Genomic DNA, 23,700 nt, shown 5'->3' on the forward strand with positions numbered 1-23,700 from the left:
GAACGATGGCGGCGAAGTACATCACCATAGCGCGGGAAATTAAGAAACGCATTATCAGCCAGCAGTACGCCGCCAATGAACCCCTGCCGGACCAGTTTGCGCTGGCGGCGGAGTTCAACTCCAGCCGGATGACCATTCAGCAGGCGATGCGCCAGCTCATCGTCGAAGGTCTGGTCTATACCCGCCAGGGCCAGGGCACGTTCATCCGCAAAAACTTCCTTCAGCTCTCGCAGTGGGACCTCTCCGGCAGCGACTACTTTGGCGCGACCAAAACCTGGGCGCATCTGGGCACGGTGACCAGCCGGGTAGTGCATTTCGAGCTGCGCTTCCCGAACGAAAAAGAGCAGGCGTCGCTGATGATTAACGCCGATGCGCCGATCTATGACTTCATTCGACTCCGTTTGCTGAACGGCGAACCGATGTCGCTGGATTCCACGGTGATGCCGATGAATCTGGTGCCGGGCCTGACGAAAAACCATCTTGAAGGTTCAGTGTTCCAGTACGTGCAGGAGACGCTGGCGCTGAAAATTATGGGGTCGTATCGGGTGGTGCGGGCGCTTAAGCCCAACGCGCTGGACAGGGAGCATCTGGTCTGCGAGCAGACAGATCCCGTCCTGGAAGTGGAGCAGGTGATTTATCTGGAGGACGGCACGCCGCTGGAGTATGCCCACTGCCACTATCGGTACGACCACGGCGGGATCGTGATCGTGAATAACGGATAAAAAAAAGCGGGCAACGAGGCCCGCTTTTTTAATGCTTCGCTATCAGTTCAAACGCACCGGCATACCGGAGCGGTTCTGCACGGCCTGGTCAACAATCGCCGTTTCTACGTCTGGCTGAGAAGTCACCGCCTGCACCGCGCTGTTCAGCGTAACAGGGACGATTTCGTTGTTGTTGATCTGGTCTTCGCTGGTGGACAGCGGGTTGTGCACTTCGATGTAGCGGCTGCCGTCTGGCTCAGAGGTCGCCTTCACCGGTTCGTTGATGAACTGCACGCGCGTACCGACCGGCACGTTTTCGAACAGGAATTTGATGTCGTCGTTACGCAGGCGCACGCAGCCGTGGCTTACGCGCAGGCCGATACCAAAGTTGGCGTTGGTACCGTGGATAGCGTACAGGCGGCCAATGTACAGCGCGTACAGACCCATTGGGTTATCCGGACCTGCCGGTACAACGGCTGGCAGCGGTTCGCCCGCAGCGATATATTCCGCGTGCATTTTGGCAGTCGGCGTCCAGGTTGGGCCCGCTTTCTTACGCTCAACTTTGGTGGTCCAGTTCATTGGGGTGTCTTTACCCAGCTGGCCGATACCGATTGGCAGCACGATAACGGTGTTGGTGCCTTTCGGGTAGTAATACAGGCGCATTTCGGCGCTGTTAATCACGATACCTTCATGAACGGTATCCGGCAGGATCAGCTGCTGAGGGATATTCAGCACGGTGCCCGCTTTCGGCAGATACGGGTCAACGCCCGGGTTCGCTTCCAGCATGTTAGACAGGCCCAGCTGGTACTGCGCAGCGAAATACTCCAGTGGCTGAGAGTTACCTTCTGGTACCGTCACAACCTGGTTCTGGCCTACCAGACGGCTACCGTCTGTTGGCAGGGGATACGTCACCGCAGACGCGGTCTTACAAAAACCTACTACGGCTAACGCCGCCGCAAAAAGCGTTGTTAATTTCATGTTCATGTTGTGCGAGGTATCTAAGCCATTCTGGCGATGAGTTGATAAGTCTGAATCTGTGATGGGAGCGCATTATATGTGCATTCCCGCTAACAGGGAATTCAGATGTGTACGAAATCACATTTTTTTCGATTTTGTTAAAGTTTAGTGGATTGCCGCAACACGGGATCTCAATTCGGAATTGTGGCATAATGCCGTGTTTATCACACTTTTCGCAGGAATCTCCCCGTGTTAGTTACCAGCAACGTCACTATGCAGTTTGGCAGTAAGCCGCTGTTCGAAAACATTTCCGTCAAATTTGGCGGCGGCAACCGTTACGGCCTGATTGGTGCCAACGGTAGCGGAAAATCCACCTTTATGAAGATCCTCGGCGGTGACCTGGAGCCGACGCTCGGTAACGTATCGCTCGACCCTAACGAGCGTATCGGTAAGCTGCGTCAGGATCAGTTCGCCTTCGAAGAGTTCACCGTGCTCGACACCGTGATCATGGGGCATGGGGAACTGTGGGAAGTGAAGCAGGAGCGCGATCGCATCTACGCGCTGGCCGAAATGAGCGAAGAAGACGGCTATAAAGTGGCCGATCTGGAAACGCAGTACGGCGAGATGGACGGCTACTCGGCGGAAGCGCGCGCGGGCGAGCTGCTGCTGGGCGTGGGCATTCCGGTTGAACAGCATTACGGTCCGATGAGCGAAGTGGCGCCAGGCTGGAAGCTGCGCGTGCTGCTGGCACAGGCGCTGTTCTCTAACCCGGACATCCTGCTGCTCGACGAACCGACGAACAACCTGGACATCGACACCATCCGCTGGCTGGAGCAGACGCTGAACGATCGCGACAGCACCATGATCATCATCTCGCACGACCGTCACTTCCTGAACATGGTCTGTACGCACATGGCGGATCTGGACTACGGCGAGCTGCGCGTTTATCCGGGCAACTACGACGAGTACATGACGGCGGCTACCCAGGCGCGTGAACGTCTGCTGGCGGATAACGCCAAGAAGAAAGCGCAGATTGCTGACCTGCAGTCCTTCGTCAGCCGCTTTAGCGCCAACGCCTCTAAGTCGCGTCAGGCGACCTCGCGTGCCCGTCAGATCGACAAAATCAAGCTGGACGAAGTCAAAGCCTCCAGCCGTCAGAACCCGTTCATCCGCTTCGAGCAGGACAAGAAACTGTTCCGTAACGCGCTGGAAGTGGAAGCCCTTGAAAAAGGCTTTGAGAACGGTCCGCTGTTTAAAAAATTCAACCTGCTGCTGGAAGTGGGCGAGAAGATTGCCATCCTCGGTGCCAACGGTGTGGGTAAATCCACCATGCTGAAAACCCTGGTCGGCGAACTGCAGCCGGACAACGGCACCGTGAAGTGGTCTGAAAACGCGCAGATTGGCTACTACGCGCAGGACCATGAGTACGAGTTCGAAAACGACCTGACCGTCTTTGACTGGATGAGCCAGTGGAAGCAGGAAGGCGACGACGAGCAGGCGGTACGCAGCATTCTGGGTCGTCTGCTGTTCAGCCAGGACGACATCAAAAAGCCGGCTAAGGTGCTCTCCGGTGGTGAGAAGGGCCGCATGCTGTTCGGCAAGCTGATGATGGAAAAACCAAACATCCTGGTGATGGACGAACCGACTAACCACCTGGACATGGAATCTATCGAATCCCTGAACATGGCGCTGGAGATGTATCAGGGTACCCTGATCTTCGTCTCTCACGACCGTGAGTTCGTCAGCTCGCTGGCGACCCGCGTGATCGAAATTACGCCAGAGCGCGTGGTGGACTTCACCGGTAATTACGAAGATTACCTGCGCAGTAAAGGTATCGAGAACTAAAAAAAAGCCGGGTGGCGGCTTCGCCTTACCCGGCCTACGTTCTGTTCCCTCTCCCCGTGGGAGAGGGTTAGGGTGAGGGCATCGGGCCGCACTAGACCACCCACTCGCCCCCTTCGACCCCGTTCACCAGCAGCGTACGTTTTTCCCCTGCAGGCAGCGACACCTTAAGCGATTTCCACGCCGGACGATAATCCCCGCGCGCGTTGACCTTCAGGTTGATGGTTGCGCCGTCGCACACCATTTCCCACTCCACCCACAGCGCGTTGCCGTTCTGGTAGCCCCAGCTTTCGCCGTCGTCTTCAAACAGCATTCCGGTGGTCGTGCCGACGCCCTTCACCGGGAACAGCTTCAGCTCGCGGGTCGTATCTTTTTCGGCACTCACATGCGTAATGCGTTCGCTCAGCGGCAGAGCGGCACCGGCGCGCACCAGCAGCGGCAGTTTTTCCAGCGGCGCGTCGAGGACGATTGACTGGCCGCCCGCATACCACGCGTGGGTGTAAAAATCATACCAGCCGGTGGCGTTATCCGGCAGCCAGACGCGGCGCTCGCGCTGCCCGGCTTCGACGACGCTGGCCACCAGCAGGTCGCGGCCCAGCAGGAAGTCATCGCACTCCTCAAACGTCTGCGCATCGTGTTCGTGGTCGAGGAAGGTCGGGCGCAGCATCGGCTCGTCGTCGGCGTGCGCCTGCCAGAGCAGGGTATAGAGGTACGGCAGCAGGCGGTAGCGCAGCTCAACCGCGCCGCGAATGGCTGGCGTGACGCCCGGGTACATCCACGGCTCGTTCACGGTGTGGTCATCGTTCCACGAGTGAATGGTAAAGCGCGGGTGCATCACGCCGTTCTGCACCCAGCGCACGAACAGCTCGGCGTCCGGCTTGTCGCCGGAGAAACCGCCGACGTCATGGCCGACGTTGAACAGGCCGGACAGGCTCATGCCCAGCCCCATGCGAATGTTATAGCGCAGGGTGTCCCAGCTGGTGCGGTTGTCGCCGCTCCAGGTCTGAACGTAGCGCTGCATCCCGGCGCAGCCGGAGCGGGAGATCAGGTACGGACGTTTTTCCGGCGCGAAACGCTGCTGCGCTTCCAGCGAGGCGCGCATCATCAGCAGCGGCATCACCGGGCGAATGTGCTTGATGGCGATCTCCTTGCCAAAGCCAAAGCAGCGCGCTTCCCCGTCCCACACTTCATATTCGTTGTTGTCGTTCCAGGTATAGTCGATGCCCATCTCCAGCAGCTGCGTGGTGACGCCGTTCTGCCACCACTGCACCGTCTGCGGGTTGGTAAAGTCGAGGTGCGAGCCTTCGTCATCCCAGAAGCTGGAACGTTCCGGTGCATCGGTTTCTGAATCGCGAATGAACAGACCGCTCTCCGCCACTTCGTTATAGCGCGGATGGTCCTGTAGCAGGCACGGCTTGATGTTTGCCGCCAGCTTCAGCCCAGCGTCGTGGAAGGCCTGGCTCATCACCTTCGGCTGCGGCACCTTGTCATAGTTCCAGTTAAATACGTAGCGCTTGCCGTTGATGGAGGTATAGCCGGAGGAGAGCTGGAACGAGTCGCACGGAATGGCGTGCTCTTCGCACAGGCGGATGAAGTTCATCAGTTGGTTCTGGGCGTCCGGCGCGTCGGTGTAGTGCATGGTCGAGCCGCTGTAGCCCAGGCTCCATTTCGGTCCGAACAGCGTTTTCCCGGTCAGGCGCACAAAGGCTTTGGTGACGTCCAGCACGCGCTTGCCGGTAAAGATGTAGTAATCGATATCGCCCGCTTCCGCCTGCCAGCGACGGTAGGCGGTGTGGTAGTTGTCTATCTCATTGCCCAGATCCAGCCAGCAGCTGCTCAGGTTGTCGTAGAACAGGCCGTAGCTCAAGTCATCGCGGCGGGTGAGGGTGAACGGAATATGCTTGTACAGCGGGTCGGTGCTGGCGGCGTTATAGCCCATTGCGTCGAGGTTACGCATCTCATAGCGTTTGCCGTTGCGTTGCAAATCGCCCGCTTTCTCGCCCAGACCGTAAAAACGCTCGTCCTTGCGGCGGCTGAGGTAGTGCGCCACGCCGTCGCCGTGGGCGTTCAGCAGGTAGGCGCTGGTCGGACGGTCGTTGGCCAGCGGCTGCCACTCGCCCGCCTCATTGCGGTAGTGCCACTCCAGCCACAGCGGCTGGTGGACCGTCACGCGCAGCTGTTCGGTTGCCACCGTGAGCGTCTCACCCTGCTGCGTCAGGGTCCAGGCCGGGCAGGAGAAACCGCTTATATCGTCACGACGGCGGCCTTCCCACGGCACGTCTTTTTCCGGCGCGATGCTCCAGGTGCGGTCCAGCGCCAGCTCGCCTTTGCGTTTAATCAGCACGCGGAACAGGTTCTCTTCCAGCACATACAGGCACAGGCGGTGCTGGTTATCGACCAGCAGTTCCAGATGGTTTGCCGACTGCGTATCAAGGGTCCAGTTTTTCAGGGTTTTCATATGCAATACATCCACTATCAGGCGCGCTTGGCGCGACGTTCAGCAATAAATGCTACCAGGAAGACAGCGCCAATCAGGTCAAAGAAGCCCATGGCAATAAAGAGCGGGTTAAAGCCGATTTTGTCGGCGGTCACACCGATTAACAGCGAGAACAGGAAGCTGGCGATCCACGCTGCCGAGCCGCGCATGCCGTTGACGGTCGCCATCTGGCCTTTGTCGAACGACTCAACGACCAGGGCGCTCAGCATGCAGGAGATGATCTGGTGCCCGAAGCCGCCGATGGAGATCAGCACGATGGTGATGTACGGGTCGCGGGTAATGGCCACGATGCCCAGAGAGATCATCAGGAACGCGCCCGTCACGGAGCTGGCAACGACCGAGTTAACGCGCGAGCAGCCGAACAGACGGGTGTACAGACGCGTCAGGTAGCCGCTCGCCACGCTGCCGAGGTCGGCGGCGAGGAACGGCAGCCAGGCAAACATCGCAATCTGCTTCAGGTCCATGCCGTGCTCTTTGGCGAGGTAAAGCGGCACCCAGAAGCTCAGCACCGCCCAGGCCGGTTCCGCCATAAAGGCCGGGATGGCGATACCGTAGAAGCGTTTGTTTTTCGAGACGGTTTTCAGCGCGGTCAGGAAAGGCAGTTTCACCGCAGGCGGTTCGTTATCCTGCTTGATAAATGCCAGTTCGTCCTTGCTCAGGTTCGGGTGCTGCTCCGGGTTGTGGTAGAACGCCCACCAGAGGATCACCCACAGCAGCGCCAGCACGCCGGTAAACATAAACGCACCCTGCCAGCCGAACGACGCGTGAGCAAAGTAGATGATAGGCGGGGCCAGCATCGCGCCGATGGAGAATCCCACGCCAGCCCAGCCAGCGGCAACGGGTCGCTCTGATTTCGGGAACCATTCGCCGATGGTTTTGGCGTTTGCAGGGGTAGCGGCGGCCTCAGAGGCACCCATAAAGAAGCGCAGAATAGCGAGGTGCAGCCAGCTTCCGGCGCCCGCGTGGAAAATACACATCAGCGCCCAGATCCCGGCGCAGACCATAAAGCCAATCTTCAGGCCGATGACGTCAATCAGCCAGCCGCACAGGGGCTGGAAAATGGTATAGGCGATCTGGAACGCGCCGACGATCCAGGAGTATTGCTCGGTGGTGATCCCGAGGCTCTCTTTCAGTTCCGGGGCGAGGATCCCGAGTGAGTTACGGGTGATGTAGTTAACGGTGACGCCAAGTAAGAACAGCACCAGCACGTACCAGCGCAGGTTCTTGATGACGCGACGGGTTTTGCTTGTCGCTACGGTGTTATTGATGTCCTGACTCATTTTACTCTCCACAAGACGGACGGTAAGGGGACGGAGGTTCAGGTGTCACACGGATTTTTATGCCTTTGATTTCTATCCGTTTAAAATGCTTAAGTTGGTATACAACTAGTATGGAAGTTGTGTGACAAGTTCACCTTAAGGAAGAAAATGAGTGGGCAAAAGTGGATTTTGTGCAAAATTTCTCATAACTGACGTAAACCCTCTGGCATGATGCCCTTTATGTCAGCTATTGCCTGACCAATACGCTATGAAAATTTTTTCATTTCGCAAATGGAGCCAGATCACAAAATGGACAAAAGGCTAAAAATCAGCGAAATCGCGGCCCGGACGCAGCTCTCGATCAGCACCGTGTCGCGGGTGCTGGCGGGAAAAGCGAATACCAGTGAGAAAGCGCGCGCGAAGGTGCTGGCGTGCGCGCGGGAGCTGGGGGTGATGGACGGCATGGCGGCAGGGCGTCTGCTGCTTAACAGCCTGGTGGTTTTTGCCCCGCAGCGGGCGTTTGACGAGCGGTCCGACATCTTTTACTACCGCGTGATCCAGAGCGTGATTAAAGGCCTGGCGTCCCACGATGTGCGTCTTCGCTACTGCGCGCTGGAGGAGAACGACAGCGACGCCCAGCTGTTTCTGGCACGCATGAACGAAGCGGACACTCAGGCGGCAATCCTTCTTGGCATCGACGATCCCCATATCCACGATCTGGCGGTGGACGTGGGTAAACCCTGCATGCTGATTAACTGCCGCGACCGGCACATGCGTCTGCCTGCCGTCGCGCCGGATCATCGCGCTATCGGCGAGCGGGCGGCGGAATATCTGTTCGAGATGGGACACCGTGAGGTGATGAACGTGCTGTGCCTGCGCCGCTACACCATGGAGCTGCGCCTGGCGGGGATCCGCGACGCGTGGCAGTCTCACAACCTGAAATTCAACGATAAACGCGATCTGCTGGTAGTGCCCAGCTTCAGCGCGCGCGAAACGGAACAGATGGTCAGCGGCTGGCTCAGTGAAGTGCAGGGGAAGGATTTACCTACCGCGTTCCTGGTCGGCGGCGATTTTATGGCGGCGGGCACCATTAGCGCATTACAAAACCACGGCCTGCGCGTGCCGCAGGACGTGTCGGTGATGAGCATTGACGGCTTTAACCTGGCGGCGATTCAGGATGTTCCATTAACGGCGGTGCACGTTCCGCGCGATGAGCTGGGAACCGAAGCGGTATATATGCTCCAGCAGCGGCTGATGCGCCCGGACGCGCCGGTGGGAACCTTGCTGCTTAACGGCACGCTGGCCGTGCGGGAATCGGTACGGCGGATACGTCAGGGGAAACGACGCACCGCCGTAGAGCGGGAAGGGCTGTACGACAGTTAAACCATGCCCAGCGCGCGCTTGCCGTGGATGTTGAGATCGTTCACGGTAAAGCGGTCCTGCCAGCTTTTTTCATAATCCTCGCGCGGGAAGTCTCCCGGCGACGCGCCGGTTTCCAGCGCTTCCTTGACCTTTTTCGCGTAGGCGAGGTTTTTCTCGCACATCGGCGCGGCAGGAATGTACATCACGTTGCCCCAGCCCTGCTGATTTTCCACCGGCGCGACGGAATGGATCACATCGCAGTGCCACCACACGGAATCGCCCGCATCGAGTGCCGGAATGCTGGTCAGCGCCTCGATCAGCAGCGGGTGCCATTTCTCTGAAACCGGCAGGACGCGCCCCGGCGCCACGCCGCACAGCTCGTCTTCCGGCACGTCGTCCAGCAGCGGCCGCAGCAGAATGTAGGCCATCGCTTCCGGGATTGGCACCACGTGCAGCAGCCCCTGACCTGGGATCATATCTGACAGCGCCGTCCAGCCCTGGAAGGTGCGGAACACCGAGCATTTGGTGGTGTTATCGACGGTGTACTCTTCCACTTCGGTACGGTGCGCGGCGTTCCACGGATCGTATTTCTCGACGTTGCCGTCAAACACGCGGGCGAACACCTGTTGATAAGCCGGAAGCAGCCAGCGCTCCAGCGCGCCGGAGTCGGTATGCGCGCCCAGTCCTTTCGAGGTCGTTCCCGGCGGGCGGCGGCGGATACGGTCCGGGTAAATCACGCTCACGTCCGGGTCGAACCACTGTTTGCCGTTGCTCTCGAATGTCCATAAACGGTTCAGGAACGACTGCACCTGCGCCATCTCTTCGCTCTGGCGCGCCTGCATCTGCGCCTGAGACCAGTAAATCGGGTAAATCTCCGGACGAGAGGCCGTCAGGGTGCCGAAGAAGTTATCGCCCGGGCCTTTGTAGACCTCATCAAACTTGTTCAGATCGAGGTAGTCGAGCATCGACTGATCCCACGCCAGCGCCTGCTCGCGCGGGAAGTGACCTTTAATCACCGCGCAGCCGCGGCGTTTAACGGCCTCGCGCTGTGCGTCGGTAATGGTGCCGTTTTTCACATCCGCAAACGGGATCACCGGCCAGACGGATTCGCCTTTGTTCTTAAGCGCGTTGATTTCCGCCACGCGGGTGGCAATTTTGTCACTGAGCTTATTAAACACTGCCTGCACGTCGCCGATCTGCGCGCGCAGCTCACGTTTTAACTGACGGATTGCCGCTTTGTGATCCGCTGGCAAGGTTTCACTGGTAAAGGTCATAACTGCCTCGCATCTTTCATTCGAAAGTAAAAGTGTCTACAAGTGATACTTTAAGTTAAAAATAAGTTAATGCAAGTTTAAAAACTTGACGCAAGCCACAGGTCGGAAAAAGAGTGAGAGGCCGGAGCGACGCTCCGGCGAGGAAAGGATCAGACGTCGAACGGGGAATGGTTGTCGAGCACGGCCTGGATGACGTTCAGCGCGCCCTGATGGTTGTTGTCGTCGGTGCCGTAGCGGCTGATTTCTTTGATGCTCTCTGCCGCGTTGCCCATCGCAAAGGAATATTTCACCAGCTTCAGCATCTCGGCATCGTTGCCGCTGTCGCCAATGGCCACGCACTCCTGCGGGGAGATTTTCCAGCGTTTCAGCAGACGGCTAATGCCGTTGGCCTTGTGCAGGCCGGGGATAATCAAATCGACAAAACCAAAGCCGCTGGTGACCGGCTTCATGATGCCGTCCAGGGAGACGTGCAGTTTATCCACCAGATTAGGGATATCGCTGTCCGGCAGGTTCAGAGAGAACTTAAACAGCACGTCGTCAATTTCGCGGTAATCGCTGATGCGCTTTAAGCGGTGATAGTGCTTTGACATCAGCGCCACGAATTCTTCAGGAGCCTGGTCGCTGACCCAGGCGCTCTCCAGCCCGCAGGCCACGAAGTTCAGTCCTTTATCTTTCAGCAGTTCGCCAATCACGATCTGCGATTCATGACGCGTCAGCTCGCCGTGGAAAATCTGTTCGCCGCGATCGAACACCAGCGCGCCGTTTTCCGCCACGAAGGAGATCCGGTCTTTCAGCTCCGGAAAGAAGGAGATGAGCTGGTAATACTGGTTGCCGCTGGCGACAACGAATTCAATGTCGCGGGCTTTAAGCTGTTCAAACTGTGCCTGGAAGCGGTCACGATCGTACTGCTTGGCATCATCAAGGAAAGTTCCGTCCATATCGGTGACGATAACTTTAACGGTCATACTGTGCTCCTGGATCACTGCGTTTTGAAACATTCTAATAACAAGGTGACGGGGAGCACAAATTTAATTTCGAATGAAAGTCAGAAAGCCGGGTGGCGGCTTCGCCTTACCCGGCCTACGGGGAGACAATGTAGGCCCGGTAAGCGAAGCGCCACCGGGCGTTTTTTTACAGCGTGTGCTCAGTACGGGCGATAATATCGTCCTGCGCATCCGGCGACAGGGCGGTGAAGAACGCCGAGTAGCCCGCGACGCGCACCACCAGGTCACGATACTGGTCAGGATGTTTCTTCGCTTCCAGCAGCGTTTCGCGCGAGACGATGTTGTACTGGATATGCCAGCCTTTATGCACCTCGAAGAAGGTGCGCAGCAGCACCATCAGCTTCTGGCGATCGCTGTCGTTTTCCAGCGTCGACGGGTTCAGCTTCTGGTTCAGCAGCACGCCGCCGAGAATCGCTTCCGTCGGCAGTTTACCCACCGAGCCAATTACCGCCGTCGGGCCGAGGTGGTCCGTACCGGAGGCCGGGCTTGCTCCTTCCGCCAGCGGGGTGTGCGCCTTACGTCCGTCCGGGGTGGCCATCGTTGCCGCGCCAAACGGCACGTTTGCGGAGATGGAAGAGGTGCCCGCGTAGTAGTTACCTCCAATCGGGCCGCGGCCGTGGCGAGGGTTGTGGTACTGCTTCAGCTCTTCAATGTAGGTCTGGTAGGCGCGCGTCAGCAGCATGTCCACGCTGTCGTCGTCGTTGCCGTACTTCGGCGCGCCGTTGATCAGACGCTGGCGCAGCTGCTCGTGGGTCAGCCCGTCGAAGTCATCCGCCAGCGCCGCCGCCAGCTGCTGCTGACCAATAGTGCCCTGTTCGAACACCAGCTTCTTCACCGCAGCCAGGCTGTTGCCGAGGTTGGCGATGCCCACCTGCAGGCCGGAGACCCAGTCATACTTCGCGCCGCCCTGCTTGATGCTTTTCGCGCGCTCGATGCAGTCGTCCACCAGCGCCGAGCAGAGAATGTCGTGGACGTTCTCTTCCAGCATGGTATCCACCACGTACTCAATCTCGATAGATTTGCGGGTGTAGTAGCGGATCTGGCTGTCCCACGCCGCCATCACTTCGTCGAAGTTTTCGAAGTTACCGGCGGAGAGCGCTTTCTCCTGCGGCAGGAACACCTTGCCGCTGGTGGCGTCGCGCCCGCCTTCCAGCGCGGCCAGCATCACGCGGGCGAAGTTGATAAAGCTCATGCCGGTGCAGCGATAGCCCCACTTGCCGCCCACCGCGGTTTCGATACAGCCGATGGCCGCGTAGTCGTAGGCGTCGTCGCGTTCAACGCCGAGCTTGATGAATTCCGGAATGACGATTTCATCGTTGTTGAACGCGGGCATGCCGAAGCCGCAGCGGATCACCTGCACGCAGGCGTCGAGGAAGTCGTTGCTCATGCCCGCGTGGTAGCGCACGCTCAGGTTCGGCTGGGTGGAGCGCAGGCGACCGCACGATTCCAGAATTGCGTAGGAGAGCGGGTTCACCGCGTCCATCGGCTCACCGTTGACCAGCTTCTGGCCACCGATGGTGACGTTCTGGTACAGCGGGCTACCGGCGGAAGCCTTGGAGTGCGAGCCGGAGCGGATCTTGTTCACTTCCAGCAGCTTCAGCCAGCAGCTGTGCAGCAGCTCGATAGCGTGTTCGCGGTCGAGGCTCTGGTTCAACTCGACGTCGCGGCGGTAGTACGGATAGAGATACTGGTCCATACGCGCGAAGGAGACGGAATGGCCGTTTGACTCAATCTGCAGGATCAGCTGAATGAAGTAGCACAGCTGCAGCGCCTGCCAGAAGGTTTTTGGCGGCTCGTGGGCAATGATGTCGCAGTTTTCCGCCATCGCCAGCAGCTCGTCGCGGCGGCTTTCGCGGGTTTCTGTGGACGCCATTTCACGCGCCAGATTGGCAAAGCGTTTGATATGCAGGCTTACGGCTTCCAGCACGATATCGATCGCCTTCAGGAACTGGTCGCCGTGCAGATCTTCCAGCACCGTCAGGTTGATGCGCGTGCGGCGCTCGGCCACCTTAGCGCGCAGGCCGTCGAGGCCTTTCTCCAGCACCAGCGGGAAGTTAACGGCCAGGTGCGCGTCGCCGGAGGTCATGTTGCCTTCGGCTTTGATAATGCCGGTTTCCAGCAGGCCTTTCTGCTCGTCGGTGAACATGCCGTAGCAGCGGTCCTGCACCGTCTGGCCGCGCCACCACGGGCAGATGTCGTGCAGCACGCGCTTGTTCTCTTCGCTCACCGCAAAGCCCGCGCCCGGGCGGTCCGCCAGATCGTCGATCTCTTTCTCAATCCATGAGACGGTGTATTCCGGGAAAATCGGCGCGGCGCGCACTTCGCTTGCCTGGTTACCGATAATCAGCTCGTCGTGTTTGATCCAGATGGTACGCTCGGCCAGGTGATGCGCCAGCGCCAGCGCGCGACGCACCGGGATCGGCTTGTCCATGTGCTGCTTGTACATTTCGGTGTAATGCTGGGCGCGCTCGGTACAGACCGGCGGCTTAACAATATGCACCAGCGCCGTTTTGTGCGCTTTAATGCGCTCGCTGAGGGTGTTGAGATTCAGGGTTGTCATAGGTTTATCCTCGTAAGGTCGCGGTTAACCCTTTCTGGCAGGCGTACTGCTGCGCGAAATCCAGCAGGGCAGGGTTATCCAGCGGTTTGTCAGGGGCAGAGTAGGGTTGGCCGAGCAGGGTGTATTTGTTCATGCCCAGCGTGTGATACGGCAGAAAATGAATATCGTCGACGCCGAGCTCGTCGGCGGCGAAGTTGGTAATGGCGGTTACGGACGCTTCGTCAGCGTTAAAGCCCTGGATCAGCGGCACGCGGATGGTGATTTTTTTCCCGGCGGCGGCAAGGCGTTTCAGGTTGTCCAGGATTCGCTTAGCCGAACCGTCCGTCCACTGTTTGAACACCTCACCGTCGACGTGCTTCAGGTCGGCGAGGAACAGATCGACGTACGGTAATGACGGCTCGATGTAGTGCCACGGCACGTGAAGGCAGGTTTCCACGGCTGTGTGGATCCACTGTTCGTGGCTGGCTTTAAACAGGGCGTGCGCCAGCTCAGGGTTCATAAACGGCTCGCCGCCGGAGAGGGTGATCCCGCCGCCGCTGCGGTCGTAAAAGGGTTTATCGCGCAGTACGGTCGCCATGATCTCCTCGACCTGCTGCTCTTCACCGCAGACGGTCAGCGCCTGCGTCGGGCAGCAGTCACTAAGGGCGTTGAGCGTCGCTTCATCAAGCTTCTCGCGGTGGATAACCAGGCCATTCAGCGCGCGTTCGATGCAGCCCGGTGCCGCCTGCTGGCACAGGTCACAGCCGTCCAGGCACAGGCGCGCATCAAACAGCACGTCCCGGCTGCGGGAGCGGCTTTCCGGGTTCTGGCACCAGCGACAGCCCAGCGAGCAGCCTTTCAGGAACACCACGGTTCTAATACCGGGGCCATCGTGGGTAGAGTAACGCTGAATATTGAAGATCATGATTTCGCCTCTCGCATTGCATATGAAGATTAAATTACTTTCGAATGAAAGTTATCTTGATGCAGGTCAACTACTGAGCAGGTTTTGTCGTGATAGGGTAAGTGCAGGCTAAATTTGAGGGTGACATCATGGAACTTTATCTCGACACATCTGACGTTGCGGCAGTCAAAAAGCTGGCGCGCATTTTCCCGCTGGCGGGCGTAACCACCAACCCAAGCATTGTGGCGGCAGGTAAAACGCCGCTGGACGTTTTGCTGCCAGCGCTGCACGACGCGCTGGGCGGAAAAGGCCGTCTTTTCGCCCAGGTGATGGCGACCACCGCCGAAGGGATGGTGGAGGACGCGCGTAAGCTGCGCGCCATCATCAACGACCTGGTGGTAAAAGTGCCGGTGACCGCCGAAGGGCTGGCGGCGATCAAGATGCTGAAAGCGGAAGGGATCCCGACGCTGGGTACGGCGGTTTACGGTGCTGCGCAGGGGATGCTCTCCGCGCTGGCGGGCGCGGAGTATGTAGCGCCTTACGTTAACCGCCTGGACGCGCAGGGCGGGGACGGGATCCAGACCGTGGTTGAACTGCAACAGCTGCTGACGCTGCACGTACCGCAGTCAAAGGTGCTGGCCGCGAGCTTTAAAACGCCGCGTCAGGCGCTGGACTGCCTGCTGGCAGGGTGCGAGTCCATCACGCTGCCGCTGGACGTGGCGCAGCAGTTTATTACCTCTCCGGCTGTGGATGCGGCGATTGTGAAGTTTGAGCAGGACTGGCAGGGCGCGTTTGGACGGGCGTCGATCTGACGGGTGCGGCCTGATGCCCTCACCCCAACCCTCTCCCACAGGGAGAGGGAGCAAACACTAAAACGGCAACCTGAAGGTTGCCGTTTGCTTTAACCTCCGCAAACCTCACACCCCGGGTTACGCATCAGCTTCATTTCGCGGAACTGGCAGGTCATCGCGTCATACATTACGATTTTCCCCGCCGCAGGCGTGCCGTAGCGCGCCAGCACTTTGATCGCTTCCATCGCCTGCAGGGAGCCAATCACGCCGACCAGCGGCGCCATCACGCCCGCTTCAACGCAGGTCAGCGCGTTCTCGCCGAACAGGCGGCTCAGGCAGCGGTAGCAGGGTTCACCTTCCGCGTACGTGAAAACGCTGATTTGCCCCTCCATGCGGATCGCCGCGCCGGAGACCAGCGGGATTTTGTGGGCAAAGCAGCCCGCGTTCAGCTGGTTACGGACCGTGACGTTATCGGTGCAGTCCAGCACCAGGTCGTGCTGTGCAATCTGCGCGGACAGCGCCTCGTCATCCAGCATCGCGTCAATCAGGGTGAACTGAACGTTGGGGTTGATGCGCGCCAGCGCCGTGCGGGCAGAATCCACCTTCGGCTGGCCAACCGTCGCATCGCTGTGCAGCGTCTGGCGCTGCAGGTTAGACACCGACACGGTATCAAAATCCAGCAGCGTCATTCTGCCCACGCCCGCCGCGGCAAGATACTGCGCGGCGGCGCAGCCCAGGCCGCCCAGACCAACAACCAGCACGCTTGCTGCCTTAAGCGCTTCCTGACCTTCGAAATCAAACCCGCGCAGCACAATCTGGCGGTTGTAGCGCATCATCTCCGGGTCGCTCAGCTCCACCGTCATGTCAGCCTCCGAACAGGTGGTTAAAACGCTCGATCTCAACCCACTCGCCTGCTTCCACATTGCCGCGCTCGCGCTCCAGGACGATAAAGCAGTTGCCCTGGCTGAAGGAGCTGAAAATGTGTGAGCCCTGGTGCCCGGTGGTGCTCACTTCGAGCTCTCCGTCCGCGTTGCGCGCCAGAATGCCGCGCTGGAAATCGAGGCGGCCCGGCGATTTTTTCAGGCGCGTGGCGGCGCGCACGCGCTGGCGTTCCGGCAGCGGGCTGGCGCTGTTGCCGGAAAGCTTCGCCAGCAGCGGGATCGCCAGCTGGTAGAAGGTGAGTGCCGCCGAGACCGGATTACCCGGCAGGCCGCAGAACCAGCCGCGCGTGAGCTTGCCAAACGCGAACGGTTTGCCCGGCTTGATGGCCAGCTTCCAGAAGGCGATTTCCCCCAGCTCTTCGAGGATGGTTTTGGTGTAATCCGCTTCGCCCACGGAGACGCCGCCGGAGCTGATGACCACGTCGGCTGCGTTATCCGCCTCGATAAACGCGGCGCGCAGTTTTTCCGGATCGTCAGGAATAATGCCGAGGTTAATCACCTCGCAGCCCAGCTGCTCCAGCATCAGGTGTACCGCCAGGCGGTTGGTGTCGTAAATCTGACCGTCCTGCAGCGGCTGGCCCGGAAGCTGCAGCTCGTCGCCGGTGGAGAAAACGGCCACGCGCACTTTACGGATAACGTCGATTTCAGCCACGCCGAGCGACGCCAGCACCGGCAGCTCACCTGCCGTCAGCTTCTGCCCGGCGGCAAAGACCGTCGCGCCAAGGGTGATATCTTCGCCCGTGCGGCGGATGTTCTGGCCCGCTTTAACGTTCGCGGTAAAACGCACGCCGTCGTCGGCCTGTTCGGTCTCTTCCTGCATTACCACGGCGTCGCAGCTGGCCGGAACCGGCGCGCCGGTCATGATGCGTACGCAGGTGCCCGCAGGCCATTCACCGTTAAACGGCTGGCCCGCAAAGGCTTTACCTGCCACCGGCAGGGCGTTACCCGTCTGGAGATCCGCCAGGCGTACCGCGTAACCGTCCATCGCGGAATTATCAAACCCCGGCACGTTAAGCGGAGAGACGATATCGCGCGCGGCAATACGGCCAAAACAGCGCACGAGGGGCAGCGTCTCAACGTCATGCAGCGGGGAAACTCGGTCAAGCATCTGCGTGAGTGCCGTCTCAAGCGGCATCAGTCCGGCGGTAAAATCCATGGTGGGCTCCTGCGGAGTAACAACGAAAGCGGCCATTATGGCAGAAAAGTGCGGCTAACTGTATGACCCGATGGGTGTACGCTTTACATCACAGTTACGTCTTTCTATATTCAAAAATCATCTGAAGTTTCATCGACGATAATGATATTTATAGAAAAAGCCGCAAATCAGGCTAACGGGTGATGCGAATGGTTAATGCGGTAATCGCAATTCATGGTGGCGCCGGGGCAATCACCCGAGCACAGCTCAGTCCCGAGCAGGAAAAGCGCTATATCGACGCGCTGTACGCCATTGTGGAAACGGGTCAGAAAATGCTGAAAGCGGGCGAAAGCGCGCTGGACGTGGTCACCGAGGCGGTGCGCCTGCTGGAAGAGTGTCCGTTATTTAATGCAGTGATCGGTTCGGTCTTTACCCGGGATGAAACGCACGAGCTGGATGCCTGCGTGATGGACGGCGTCACCCTGAAAGCGGGCGCCGTGGCGGGCGTGAGTCATCTGCGCAATCCGGTGCTGGCCGCGCGTCTGGTGATGGAGGCGAGTCCGCACGTCCTGCTCACAGGGGCCGGGGCAGAGGCGTTTGCCTTCGGGCACGGAATGGAACCGGTATCGCCGGATCTGTTTTCCACGGAGGAGCGCTATCAGCAGCTGCTGGAGGCTCGTTCGGCGGGCATGACGCAGCTTGACCATGCAGCGCCGCTTGATGAAACCACCAAAATGGGCACGGTCGGCGCGGTGGCGCTGGATAAGGCCGGAAACCTCGCGGCGGCGACCTCAACGGGCGGGATGACCAACAAGCTGCCCGGGCGCGTCGGCGATAGCCCGCTGCCGGGCGCCGGCTGCTACGCCAATAACGCGACGGCGGCGGTGTCGTGTACCGGCACCGGGGAAGTGTTTATTCGCGCCCTCGCGGCCTACGACATCACCGCGCTGATGGATTACGGCGGTTTAAGCCTCAGCGAAGCCTGCGAGCGCGTGGTGATGGAGAAACTGCCTGCCCTGGGCGGCGTCGGCGGGCTCATTGCGGTGGATCGTGAGGGCAACGTGGCTCTGCCATTCAACAGCGAAGGCATGTATCGCGCCTGGGGTTATGCCGGTGATGAACCGAGCACGGGCATCTATCGTGAATAAGGGGGCAGCGCGTGCCGCACAGTGAAGAACTGGACAACCGCGAAGTGCTGGCTGTCCATCAGCTCAATATTGCGTTTCAGGAAGAGCGGCAGTTCATCCCCGCAGTACAGAATTTATCGTTCACGCTCAGGCGCGGCGAGACGCTGGCGATTGTTGGCGAGTCCGGATCCGGTAAATCGGTCACCGCGCTGGCGCTGATGCGCCTGCTGGAACAGACGGGCGGGCAAATCAGCAGCGAGAAAATGCTCCTGCGCCGCCGTAACCGTCAGGTCATTGATTTAAATGAGCTGAGCGGTTCGCAGATGCAGGGCGTGCGCGGGGCGGATATTGCGATGATCTTCCAGGAGCCGATGACCTCCCTGAACCCGGTTTTCCCGGTCGGGGAACAAATCGCCGAGTCCATCCGCCTGCATCAAGGACTGAGCGGCGATGAAGCGCTCAAAGAGGCCCGACGGATGCTGGAGCTGGTGCGCATCCCGGAGGCGCAGGCCATTCTGGGTCGCTACCCGCATCAGCTTTCCGGCGGCATGCGCCAGCGGGTGATGATTGCCATGGCGCTCTCCTGCCGTCCGGCGGTGCTGATTGCCGATGAACCGACGACGGCGCTGGACGTGACGATTCAGGCGCAGATCCTGCAGCTCATTAAAGTGCTGCAGCAGGAGATGGAGATGGGGGTGATATTCATCACCCACGATATGGGCGTAGTCGCCGATATCGCCGATCGGGTGCTGGTGATGCACAAGGGCAGCGCGGTGGAAACCGGCCCGGTCGAGCAGATTTTTCACGCGCCCGTGCATCCTTACACCAAAGCGCTGCTGGCGGCGGTTCCGCGCCTGGGGGCGATGAACGGCAGCGATTTGCCGCGCAGCTTCCCGCTGATTTCTCTTGAGGCGTCTGAGCTACAGGAGGAGGATCGCGAGCAGGACACCGTGGTGCCGGGTAAGCCCATTCTGGAAGTGCGCGATCTGGTCACCCGTTTTCCACTGCGCAGCGGCGTACTGAACCGCGTTAAGCGCGAAGTGCACGCGGTGGAAAACGTCAGTTTCGATCTCTGGCCGGGCGAAACGCTGGCGCTGGTGGGGGAGTCCGGCTGCGGTAAATCCACCACCGGGCGCGCGTTGCTCCGTCTGGTGGAATCACAGGAAGGCAGCATTACCTTTAACGGCGAGCGCATTGATACCCTTCCGGACAGCAAGCTGCAGGCGGTGCGGCGGGATATTCAGTTTATTTTCCAGGATCCGTATGCCTCCCTCGATCCGCGCCATACGGTGGGGTATTCGATCATGGAGCCGCTGCGGGTACATAACCTGCTCGACGGCGAAGCGGCCCAGCTTCGCGTGGCCTGGCTGCTGGAGCGCGTCGGCCTGAAGCCGGAGCACGCATGGCGTTATCCGCACGAGTTTTCCGGCGGACAGCGGCAGCGTATCTGCATCGCCCGCGCGCTGGCGCTGAACCCGAAAGTGGTGATAGCCGATGAGTCCGTCTCGGCGCTGGATGTCTCTATCCGGGCGCAAATCATCAACCTGCTGCTGGATTTACAGCGGGATATGGGCATCGCCTTCCTGTTTATCTCGCACGATATGGCGGTGGTCGAGCGCATCAGCCATCGCGTGGCGGTGATGTTTATGGGGCAGATCGTGGAGATTGGGCCGCGAAGGGCGGTGTTTGAAAACCCGCAGCACCCGTACACCCGCAAGCTTATCGCGGCGGTCCCGGTTGCCGATCCGGCGCATCGTCACGGCCAGCGCGTGCTGCTGCAGGATGAAATGCCGAGCAATATTCATAAACGCGGCGAGGCCGTGGAGCGCGTGACGCTGCGCGAGGTCGGGCCGGGTCATTTCGTCGCTCCCCCGCGTCAGGACAACGCTTTTTCGCGGTTATAACTTACAACAGGCAGGAGAACACAATGGTTACATTTGTAGCGCGTAGATGGTTGTTAGCCGCGAGCGTGACGGCAGCCCTGGCCGCTGCCCCCGCGTTCGCTGCCAAAGACGTGGTGGTCGCCGTCGGCTCCAATTTCACCACGCTCGATCCGTATGACGCCAACGACACGCTCTCTCAGGCGGTGGCGAAATCGTTCTATCAGGGCCTGTTTGGCCTCGATAAAGAGATGAAGCTCAAAAACGTGCTGGCGGAGGGGTACACCGTGTCCGACGACGGGCTGGTGTATACCATCAAGCTCAGGACCGGCGTGAAGTTCCAGGACGGGACAGAATTCAATGCGGAGGCGGTGAAGGTTAACCTGGACCGCGCCAGCAATCCGGAAAATAGCCTCAAGCGCTATAACCTGTATAAAAATATCGCCAGTACAGAGGTGGTCGACCCGGCGACGGTTAAAATCACCCTGAAAGAGCCGTTCTCCGCGTTTATCAATATCCTGGCGCATCCGGCAACGGCGATGATTTCCCCTGCCGCGCTGAAGAAATACGGCAAGGAGATCGGCTTCCACCCTGTTGGCACCGGCCCTTACGAACTGCTCACCTGGAACCAGACCGATTTTGTGAAGGTGAAGAAATTCGCGGGATACTGGCAGCAGGGGCTGCCGAAGCTCGACACTATCACCTGGCGCCCGGTGGTGGACAACAACACCCGCGCGGCGATGCTGCAAACCGGCGAGGCGCAGTTTGCCTTCCCGATCCCGTACGAGCAGGCCGCCATTTTGCAGAAAAACAGCAAGCTGGAGCTGGTCGCCAGCCCGTCAATCATGCAGCGCTACATCAGCATGAACGTCACGCAAAAGCCGTTCGATAATCCGAAGGTGCGTGAAGCCATCAACTACGCCATTAACCGTCAGGCGCTGGTGAAGGTCGCCTTTGCCGGCTATGCCACTCCGGCCACCGGCGTGCTGCCGCCGGCGATCGCCTATGCGCAAAGCTATCAGCCGTGGCCGTACGATCCGGCTAAAGCGCGCGAGCTGCTGAAAGAGGCGGGCTTCCCGAACGGTTTCAGCACCACGCTGTGGTCCTCGCATAATCACAGTACCGCCCAGAAGGTGCTGCAGTTTACCCAGCAGCAGCTGGCGCAGGTGGGTATCAAGGTACAGGTCACCGCAATGGATGCGGGACAGCGTGCGGCAGAAGTGGAGGGGAAAGGGCAGAAAGAGAGCGGCGTGCGGATGTTCTACACCGGCTGGACGGCGTCGACCGGTGAGGCCGACTGGGCGCTGTCGCCGCTGTTTGCCTCGCAGAACTGGCCGCCAACCCTGTTCAACACCGCGTTTTACAGCAACCCGCAGGTGGACAAAGACCTGGCCGATGCCCTGAAAACCACCAAACCGGAAGAGAAGGCGCGTCTCTATAAAGACGCGCAGGATATTATCTGGAAAGAGTCACCGTGGGTGCCGCTGGTGGTGGAGAAACTGGTGTCAGCCCATAACAAAGCGTTGACCGGGTTCTACATCATGCCGGACACGGGCTTTAGCTTTGACGATGCGGATTTAAAATAAACCTCATGCTGAATTATGTTTGTAAACGCCTGCTGGGGCTTATTCCGACGCTGCTGATTGTGGCGGTCCTGGTGTTTTTGTTTGTCCATATGCTGCCGGGCGATCCGGCGCGTCTGGTCGCCGGGCCTGAGGCGGATGCCACCGTTATTGACCTGGTGCGTAAGCAGCTTGGCCTCGACCAGCCGCTGTATATGCAGTTCATCCATTACATTTGCAACGTTCTGCAGGGCGATTTTGGTATCTCGATGGTGTCGCGCCGTCCGGTGTCGGAGGAGATTGCCAGCCGCTTTATGCCGACGTTCTGGTTAACGATAGCCAGCATGAGCTGGGCGGTCGTGTTTGGGCTTGGCGCCGGGATTATCGCGGCCGTCTGGCGCAACCGCTGGCCGGACAAGCTCGGCATGGCGCTGGCGGTGACCGGCATCTCCTTCCCGGCGTTCGCGCTGGGAATGTTGCTGATGCAGATCTTCTCCGTCGAACTGGGCTGGCTGCCGACCGTCGGGGCCGATACCTGGAAGCATTACATCCTGCCTTCCATGACGCTGGGCGCTGCCGTGTCGGCGGTGATGGCCCGCTTTACCCGCGCCTCGTTCGTTGACGTGCTGAGCGAAGATTATATTCGCACCGCGCGGGCGAAAGGGGTCAGCGAGAAGTGGGTCATTCTCAAGCACGGATTCCGCAATGCGATGATCCCGGTAGTGACGATGATGGGGCTCCAGTTTGGTTTCCTGCTCGGCGGCTCGATCGTCGTGGAAAAGGTCTTCAACTGGCCGGGGCTGGGACGCCTGCTGGTCGACTCCGTCGAGATGCGCGACTACCCGGTGATTCAGGCGGAAGTCCTGCTTTTCTCGCTGGAGTTTATTCTTATCAACTTAGTGGTGGACGTGCTCTACGCCGCCATTAACCCGGCCATCAGGTACAAGTAAGATGCGATTGTTGAACTGGCGACGTCAGGCCGTTTTAAACGCCATGCCGGGGCTAAAACCGGACCACGTCCGCACCCCGTGGTCTGAATTCTGGCGGCGTTTCCGCCGTCAGCCGGTCGCGATGACCGCGGGGCTGTTTGTGCTGCTGCTGATTACGGTGGCGGTGATTGCGCCGTGGGTGGCGCCGTTTGATGCGGAAAACTATTTTGACTACGACCGTCTGAACGACGGACCGTCGATGCTGCACTGGTTCGGCGTGGACTCCCTCGGGCGCGATATCTTTAGCCGCGTGCTGGTGGGGGCGCAGATCTCGCTTGCCGCCGGGGTGTTCGCGGTGCTGATTGGCGCGGCCATCGGTACCGTGCTGGGCCTCGTTGCCGGGTATTACGAAGGCTGGTGGGACCGCATCATCATGCGCATCTGCGACGTGCTGTTTGCTTTTCCCGGCATTCTGCTGGCGATTGCCGTGGTGGCGATCATGGGCAGCGGCATGGCGAACGTCATCATTGCGGTCGCGGTCTTTTCGATTCCGGCGTTCGCGCGGCTGGTGCGCGGCAATACGCTGGTGCTGAAACAGCAGACGTTTATCGAATCAGCCCGCAGCATGGGGGCCAGCGATGCCACCATCCTGTTCAGCCATATTCTTCCGGGTACGGTGTCGTCCATCGTGGTCTATTTCACCATGCGCATCGGCGTGTCGATTATTTCGGCGGCCAGCCTGTCGTTTCTGGGGTTAGGCGCGCAGCCTCCGACCCCGGAGTGGGGCGCGATGCTGAACGAGGCGAGGGCGGATATGGTGATTGCGCCGCACGTGGCGATCTTCCCGAGTCTGGCGATTTTCCTGACCGTGCTGGCGTTTAATCTGCTGGGGGACGGGCTGCGCGACGCGCTGGATCCGAGGATTAAGGGGTAGGCTTTTGCTTGCCCCTCACCCCGGCCCTCTCCCCAAAGGGGCGAGGGTGAAAAACCGCACCC

The 23,700-nt window shown here is 59.6% G+C and carries 18 protein-coding genes; 9 read left to right on the top strand and 9 right to left on the bottom strand.

The window, feature by feature from the left end:
• The first annotated feature begins 5 nt into the window (after positions 1–5).
• Entirely contained in the window at positions 6–722 is a 717-nt protein-coding gene (locus EnteroDNA1_RS20725) for a GntR family transcriptional regulator (protein ID WP_039261436.1), read from the top strand.
• A gap of 42 nt (positions 723–764) precedes the next feature.
• Here the strand turns inward: EnteroDNA1_RS20725 and ldtB are convergent, their stop codons facing one another.
• Positions 765–1,685, bottom strand: a complete 921-nt coding sequence (gene ldtB / locus EnteroDNA1_RS20730) for a L,D-transpeptidase (protein ID WP_029740604.1) — start codon at positions 1,683–1,685, stop codon at positions 765–767.
• Positions 1,686–1,907: 222 nt separating this feature from the next.
• On the opposite strand from ldtB, the gene EnteroDNA1_RS20735 reads away from it, so the two are divergent.
• Positions 1,908–3,503: an ABC-F family ATPase gene (locus EnteroDNA1_RS20735; RefSeq protein WP_039261438.1), complete on the top strand. Its 1,596-nt coding sequence runs from the start codon at positions 1,908–1,910 to the stop codon at positions 3,501–3,503.
• A 91-nt stretch (positions 3,504–3,594) separates the two neighbouring features.
• Here EnteroDNA1_RS20735 and EnteroDNA1_RS20740 read toward each other — a convergent pair whose 3' ends face one another.
• Complete coding sequence (locus EnteroDNA1_RS20740) at positions 3,595–5,958, bottom strand: glycoside hydrolase family 31 protein (RefSeq protein ID WP_069303855.1); 2,364 nt, start codon at positions 5,956–5,958, stop codon at positions 3,595–3,597.
• A 17-nt stretch (positions 5,959–5,975) separates the two neighbouring features.
• Positions 5,976–7,277 (bottom strand): MFS transporter, encoded by a 1,302-nt coding sequence (locus tag EnteroDNA1_RS20745; protein ID WP_014883122.1) that lies wholly within the window; start codon positions 7,275–7,277, stop codon positions 5,976–5,978.
• A gap of 288 nt (positions 7,278–7,565) precedes the next feature.
• Between EnteroDNA1_RS20745 and EnteroDNA1_RS20750 the strand changes: the two genes are divergently transcribed.
• On the top strand, positions 7,566–8,639 hold the full coding sequence (locus EnteroDNA1_RS20750) for a LacI family DNA-binding transcriptional regulator (RefSeq protein WP_069303856.1): 1,074 nt from the start codon (positions 7,566–7,568) through the stop codon (positions 8,637–8,639).
• Here the strand turns inward: EnteroDNA1_RS20750 and EnteroDNA1_RS20755 are convergent.
• From EnteroDNA1_RS20755 to EnteroDNA1_RS20770, 4 genes are all read right to left on the bottom strand, one after another.
• Positions 8,636–9,892, bottom strand: coding sequence for a DUF1479 domain-containing protein (locus tag EnteroDNA1_RS20755; protein ID WP_047061451.1), 1,257 nt, complete (start codon positions 9,890–9,892; stop codon positions 8,636–8,638). The two genes, EnteroDNA1_RS20750 and EnteroDNA1_RS20755, sit on opposite strands and share 4 nt — an antisense overlap.
• A gap of 149 nt (positions 9,893–10,041) precedes the next feature.
• Complete coding sequence (locus EnteroDNA1_RS20760; RefSeq protein WP_048976801.1) at positions 10,042–10,857, bottom strand: Cof-type HAD-IIB family hydrolase; 816 nt, start codon at positions 10,855–10,857, stop codon at positions 10,042–10,044.
• A gap of 166 nt (positions 10,858–11,023) precedes the next feature.
• Positions 11,024–13,456: a formate C-acetyltransferase/glycerol dehydratase family glycyl radical enzyme gene (locus EnteroDNA1_RS20765; RefSeq protein ID WP_069303857.1), complete on the bottom strand. Its 2,433-nt coding sequence runs from the start codon at positions 13,454–13,456 to the stop codon at positions 11,024–11,026.
• 4 nt (positions 13,457–13,460) lie between these two features.
• A complete protein-coding gene (locus tag EnteroDNA1_RS20770) occupies positions 13,461–14,360 on the bottom strand; it encodes a glycyl-radical enzyme activating protein (RefSeq protein WP_069303858.1) in 900 nt (299 codons plus the stop codon).
• 128 nt (positions 14,361–14,488) lie between these two features.
• Between EnteroDNA1_RS20770 and fsa the strand changes: the two genes are divergently transcribed.
• Positions 14,489–15,151: a fructose-6-phosphate aldolase gene (gene fsa, locus EnteroDNA1_RS20775; RefSeq protein ID WP_064672146.1), complete on the top strand. Its 663-nt coding sequence runs from the start codon at positions 14,489–14,491 to the stop codon at positions 15,149–15,151.
• 89 nt (positions 15,152–15,240) lie between these two features.
• Here the strand turns inward: fsa and moeB are convergent, their stop codons facing one another.
• A complete protein-coding gene (gene moeB, locus EnteroDNA1_RS20780) occupies positions 15,241–15,993 on the bottom strand; it encodes a molybdopterin-synthase adenylyltransferase MoeB (protein WP_064672147.1) in 753 nt (250 codons plus the stop codon).
• A gap of 1 nt (position 15,994) precedes the next feature.
• A complete protein-coding gene (moeA, locus tag EnteroDNA1_RS20785; protein ID WP_064672148.1) occupies positions 15,995–17,227 on the bottom strand; it encodes a molybdopterin molybdotransferase MoeA in 1,233 nt (410 codons plus the stop codon).
• Positions 17,228–17,415: 188 nt separating this feature from the next.
• Here moeA and iaaA point away from each other — a divergent pair, with 188 nt between their 5' ends.
• The 5 genes from iaaA to gsiD are packed head-to-tail and all read left to right on the top strand — an operon-like array spanning position 17,416 to position 23,638.
• Complete coding sequence (gene iaaA, locus EnteroDNA1_RS20790; RefSeq protein ID WP_069303951.1) at positions 17,416–18,354, top strand: beta-aspartyl-peptidase; 939 nt, start codon at positions 17,416–17,418, stop codon at positions 18,352–18,354.
• 11 nt (positions 18,355–18,365) lie between these two features.
• The gene (gene gsiA, locus EnteroDNA1_RS20795) at positions 18,366–20,237 is read left to right on the top strand and encodes a glutathione ABC transporter ATP-binding protein GsiA (RefSeq protein ID WP_064672150.1); all 1,872 of its coding nucleotides are present in this window, start codon (positions 18,366–18,368) and stop codon (positions 20,235–20,237) included.
• Positions 20,238–20,260: 23 nt separating this feature from the next.
• Positions 20,261–21,799: a glutathione ABC transporter substrate-binding protein GsiB gene (gene gsiB, locus EnteroDNA1_RS20800; protein ID WP_064672151.1), complete on the top strand. Its 1,539-nt coding sequence runs from the start codon at positions 20,261–20,263 to the stop codon at positions 21,797–21,799.
• A gap of 5 nt (positions 21,800–21,804) precedes the next feature.
• Complete coding sequence (gene gsiC, locus EnteroDNA1_RS20805; protein ID WP_023310911.1) at positions 21,805–22,725, top strand: glutathione ABC transporter permease GsiC; 921 nt, start codon at positions 21,805–21,807, stop codon at positions 22,723–22,725.
• Position 22,726: 1 nt separating this feature from the next.
• On the top strand, positions 22,727–23,638 hold the full coding sequence (gene gsiD, locus EnteroDNA1_RS20810) for a glutathione ABC transporter permease GsiD (RefSeq protein WP_069303859.1): 912 nt from the start codon (positions 22,727–22,729) through the stop codon (positions 23,636–23,638).
• Positions 23,639–23,700: the final 62 nt, after the last annotated feature.

Source organism: Enterobacter sp. HK169 (assembly GCF_001719105.1).
GTDB lineage: Bacteria > Pseudomonadota > Gammaproteobacteria > Enterobacterales > Enterobacteriaceae > Enterobacter > Enterobacter asburiae_B.

Excerpts from the sequence above, each read along its gene's own strand:
- moeA (WP_064672148.1), bottom strand. The coding sequence starts at position 17,227 with ATGGATTTTACCGCCGGACTGATGCCGCTTGAGACGGCACTCACGCAG.
- gsiC (WP_023310911.1), top strand. The coding sequence starts at position 21,805 with ATGCTGAATTATGTTTGTAAACGCCTGCTGGGGCTTATTCCGACGCTG.
- EnteroDNA1_RS20740 (WP_069303855.1), bottom strand. The coding sequence starts at position 5,958 with ATGAAAACCCTGAAAAACTGGACCCTTGATACGCAGTCGGCAAACCAT.
- EnteroDNA1_RS20755 (WP_047061451.1), bottom strand. The coding sequence starts at position 9,892 with ATGACCTTTACCAGTGAAACCTTGCCAGCGGATCACAAAGCGGCAATC.
- gsiB (WP_064672151.1), top strand. The coding sequence starts at position 20,261 with ATGGTTACATTTGTAGCGCGTAGATGGTTGTTAGCCGCGAGCGTGACG.
- EnteroDNA1_RS20765 (WP_069303857.1), bottom strand. The coding sequence starts at position 13,456 with ATGACAACCCTGAATCTCAACACCCTCAGCGAGCGCATTAAAGCGCAC.
- gsiD (WP_069303859.1), top strand. The coding sequence starts at position 22,727 with ATGCGATTGTTGAACTGGCGACGTCAGGCCGTTTTAAACGCCATGCCG.
- EnteroDNA1_RS20725 (WP_039261436.1), top strand. The coding sequence starts at position 6 with ATGGCGGCGAAGTACATCACCATAGCGCGGGAAATTAAGAAACGCATT.
- ldtB (WP_029740604.1), bottom strand. The coding sequence starts at position 1,685 with ATGAACATGAAATTAACAACGCTTTTTGCGGCGGCGTTAGCCGTAGTA.
- moeB (WP_064672147.1), bottom strand. The coding sequence starts at position 15,993 with ATGACGGTGGAGCTGAGCGACCCGGAGATGATGCGCTACAACCGCCAG.
- EnteroDNA1_RS20750 (WP_069303856.1), top strand. The coding sequence starts at position 7,566 with ATGGACAAAAGGCTAAAAATCAGCGAAATCGCGGCCCGGACGCAGCTC.
- fsa (WP_064672146.1), top strand. The coding sequence starts at position 14,489 with ATGGAACTTTATCTCGACACATCTGACGTTGCGGCAGTCAAAAAGCTG.
- iaaA (WP_069303951.1), top strand. The coding sequence starts at position 17,416 with ATGGTTAATGCGGTAATCGCAATTCATGGTGGCGCCGGGGCAATCACC.
- EnteroDNA1_RS20760 (WP_048976801.1), bottom strand. The coding sequence starts at position 10,857 with ATGACCGTTAAAGTTATCGTCACCGATATGGACGGAACTTTCCTTGAT.
- EnteroDNA1_RS20745 (WP_014883122.1), bottom strand. The coding sequence starts at position 7,277 with ATGAGTCAGGACATCAATAACACCGTAGCGACAAGCAAAACCCGTCGC.
- EnteroDNA1_RS20770 (WP_069303858.1), bottom strand. The coding sequence starts at position 14,360 with ATGATCTTCAATATTCAGCGTTACTCTACCCACGATGGCCCCGGTATT.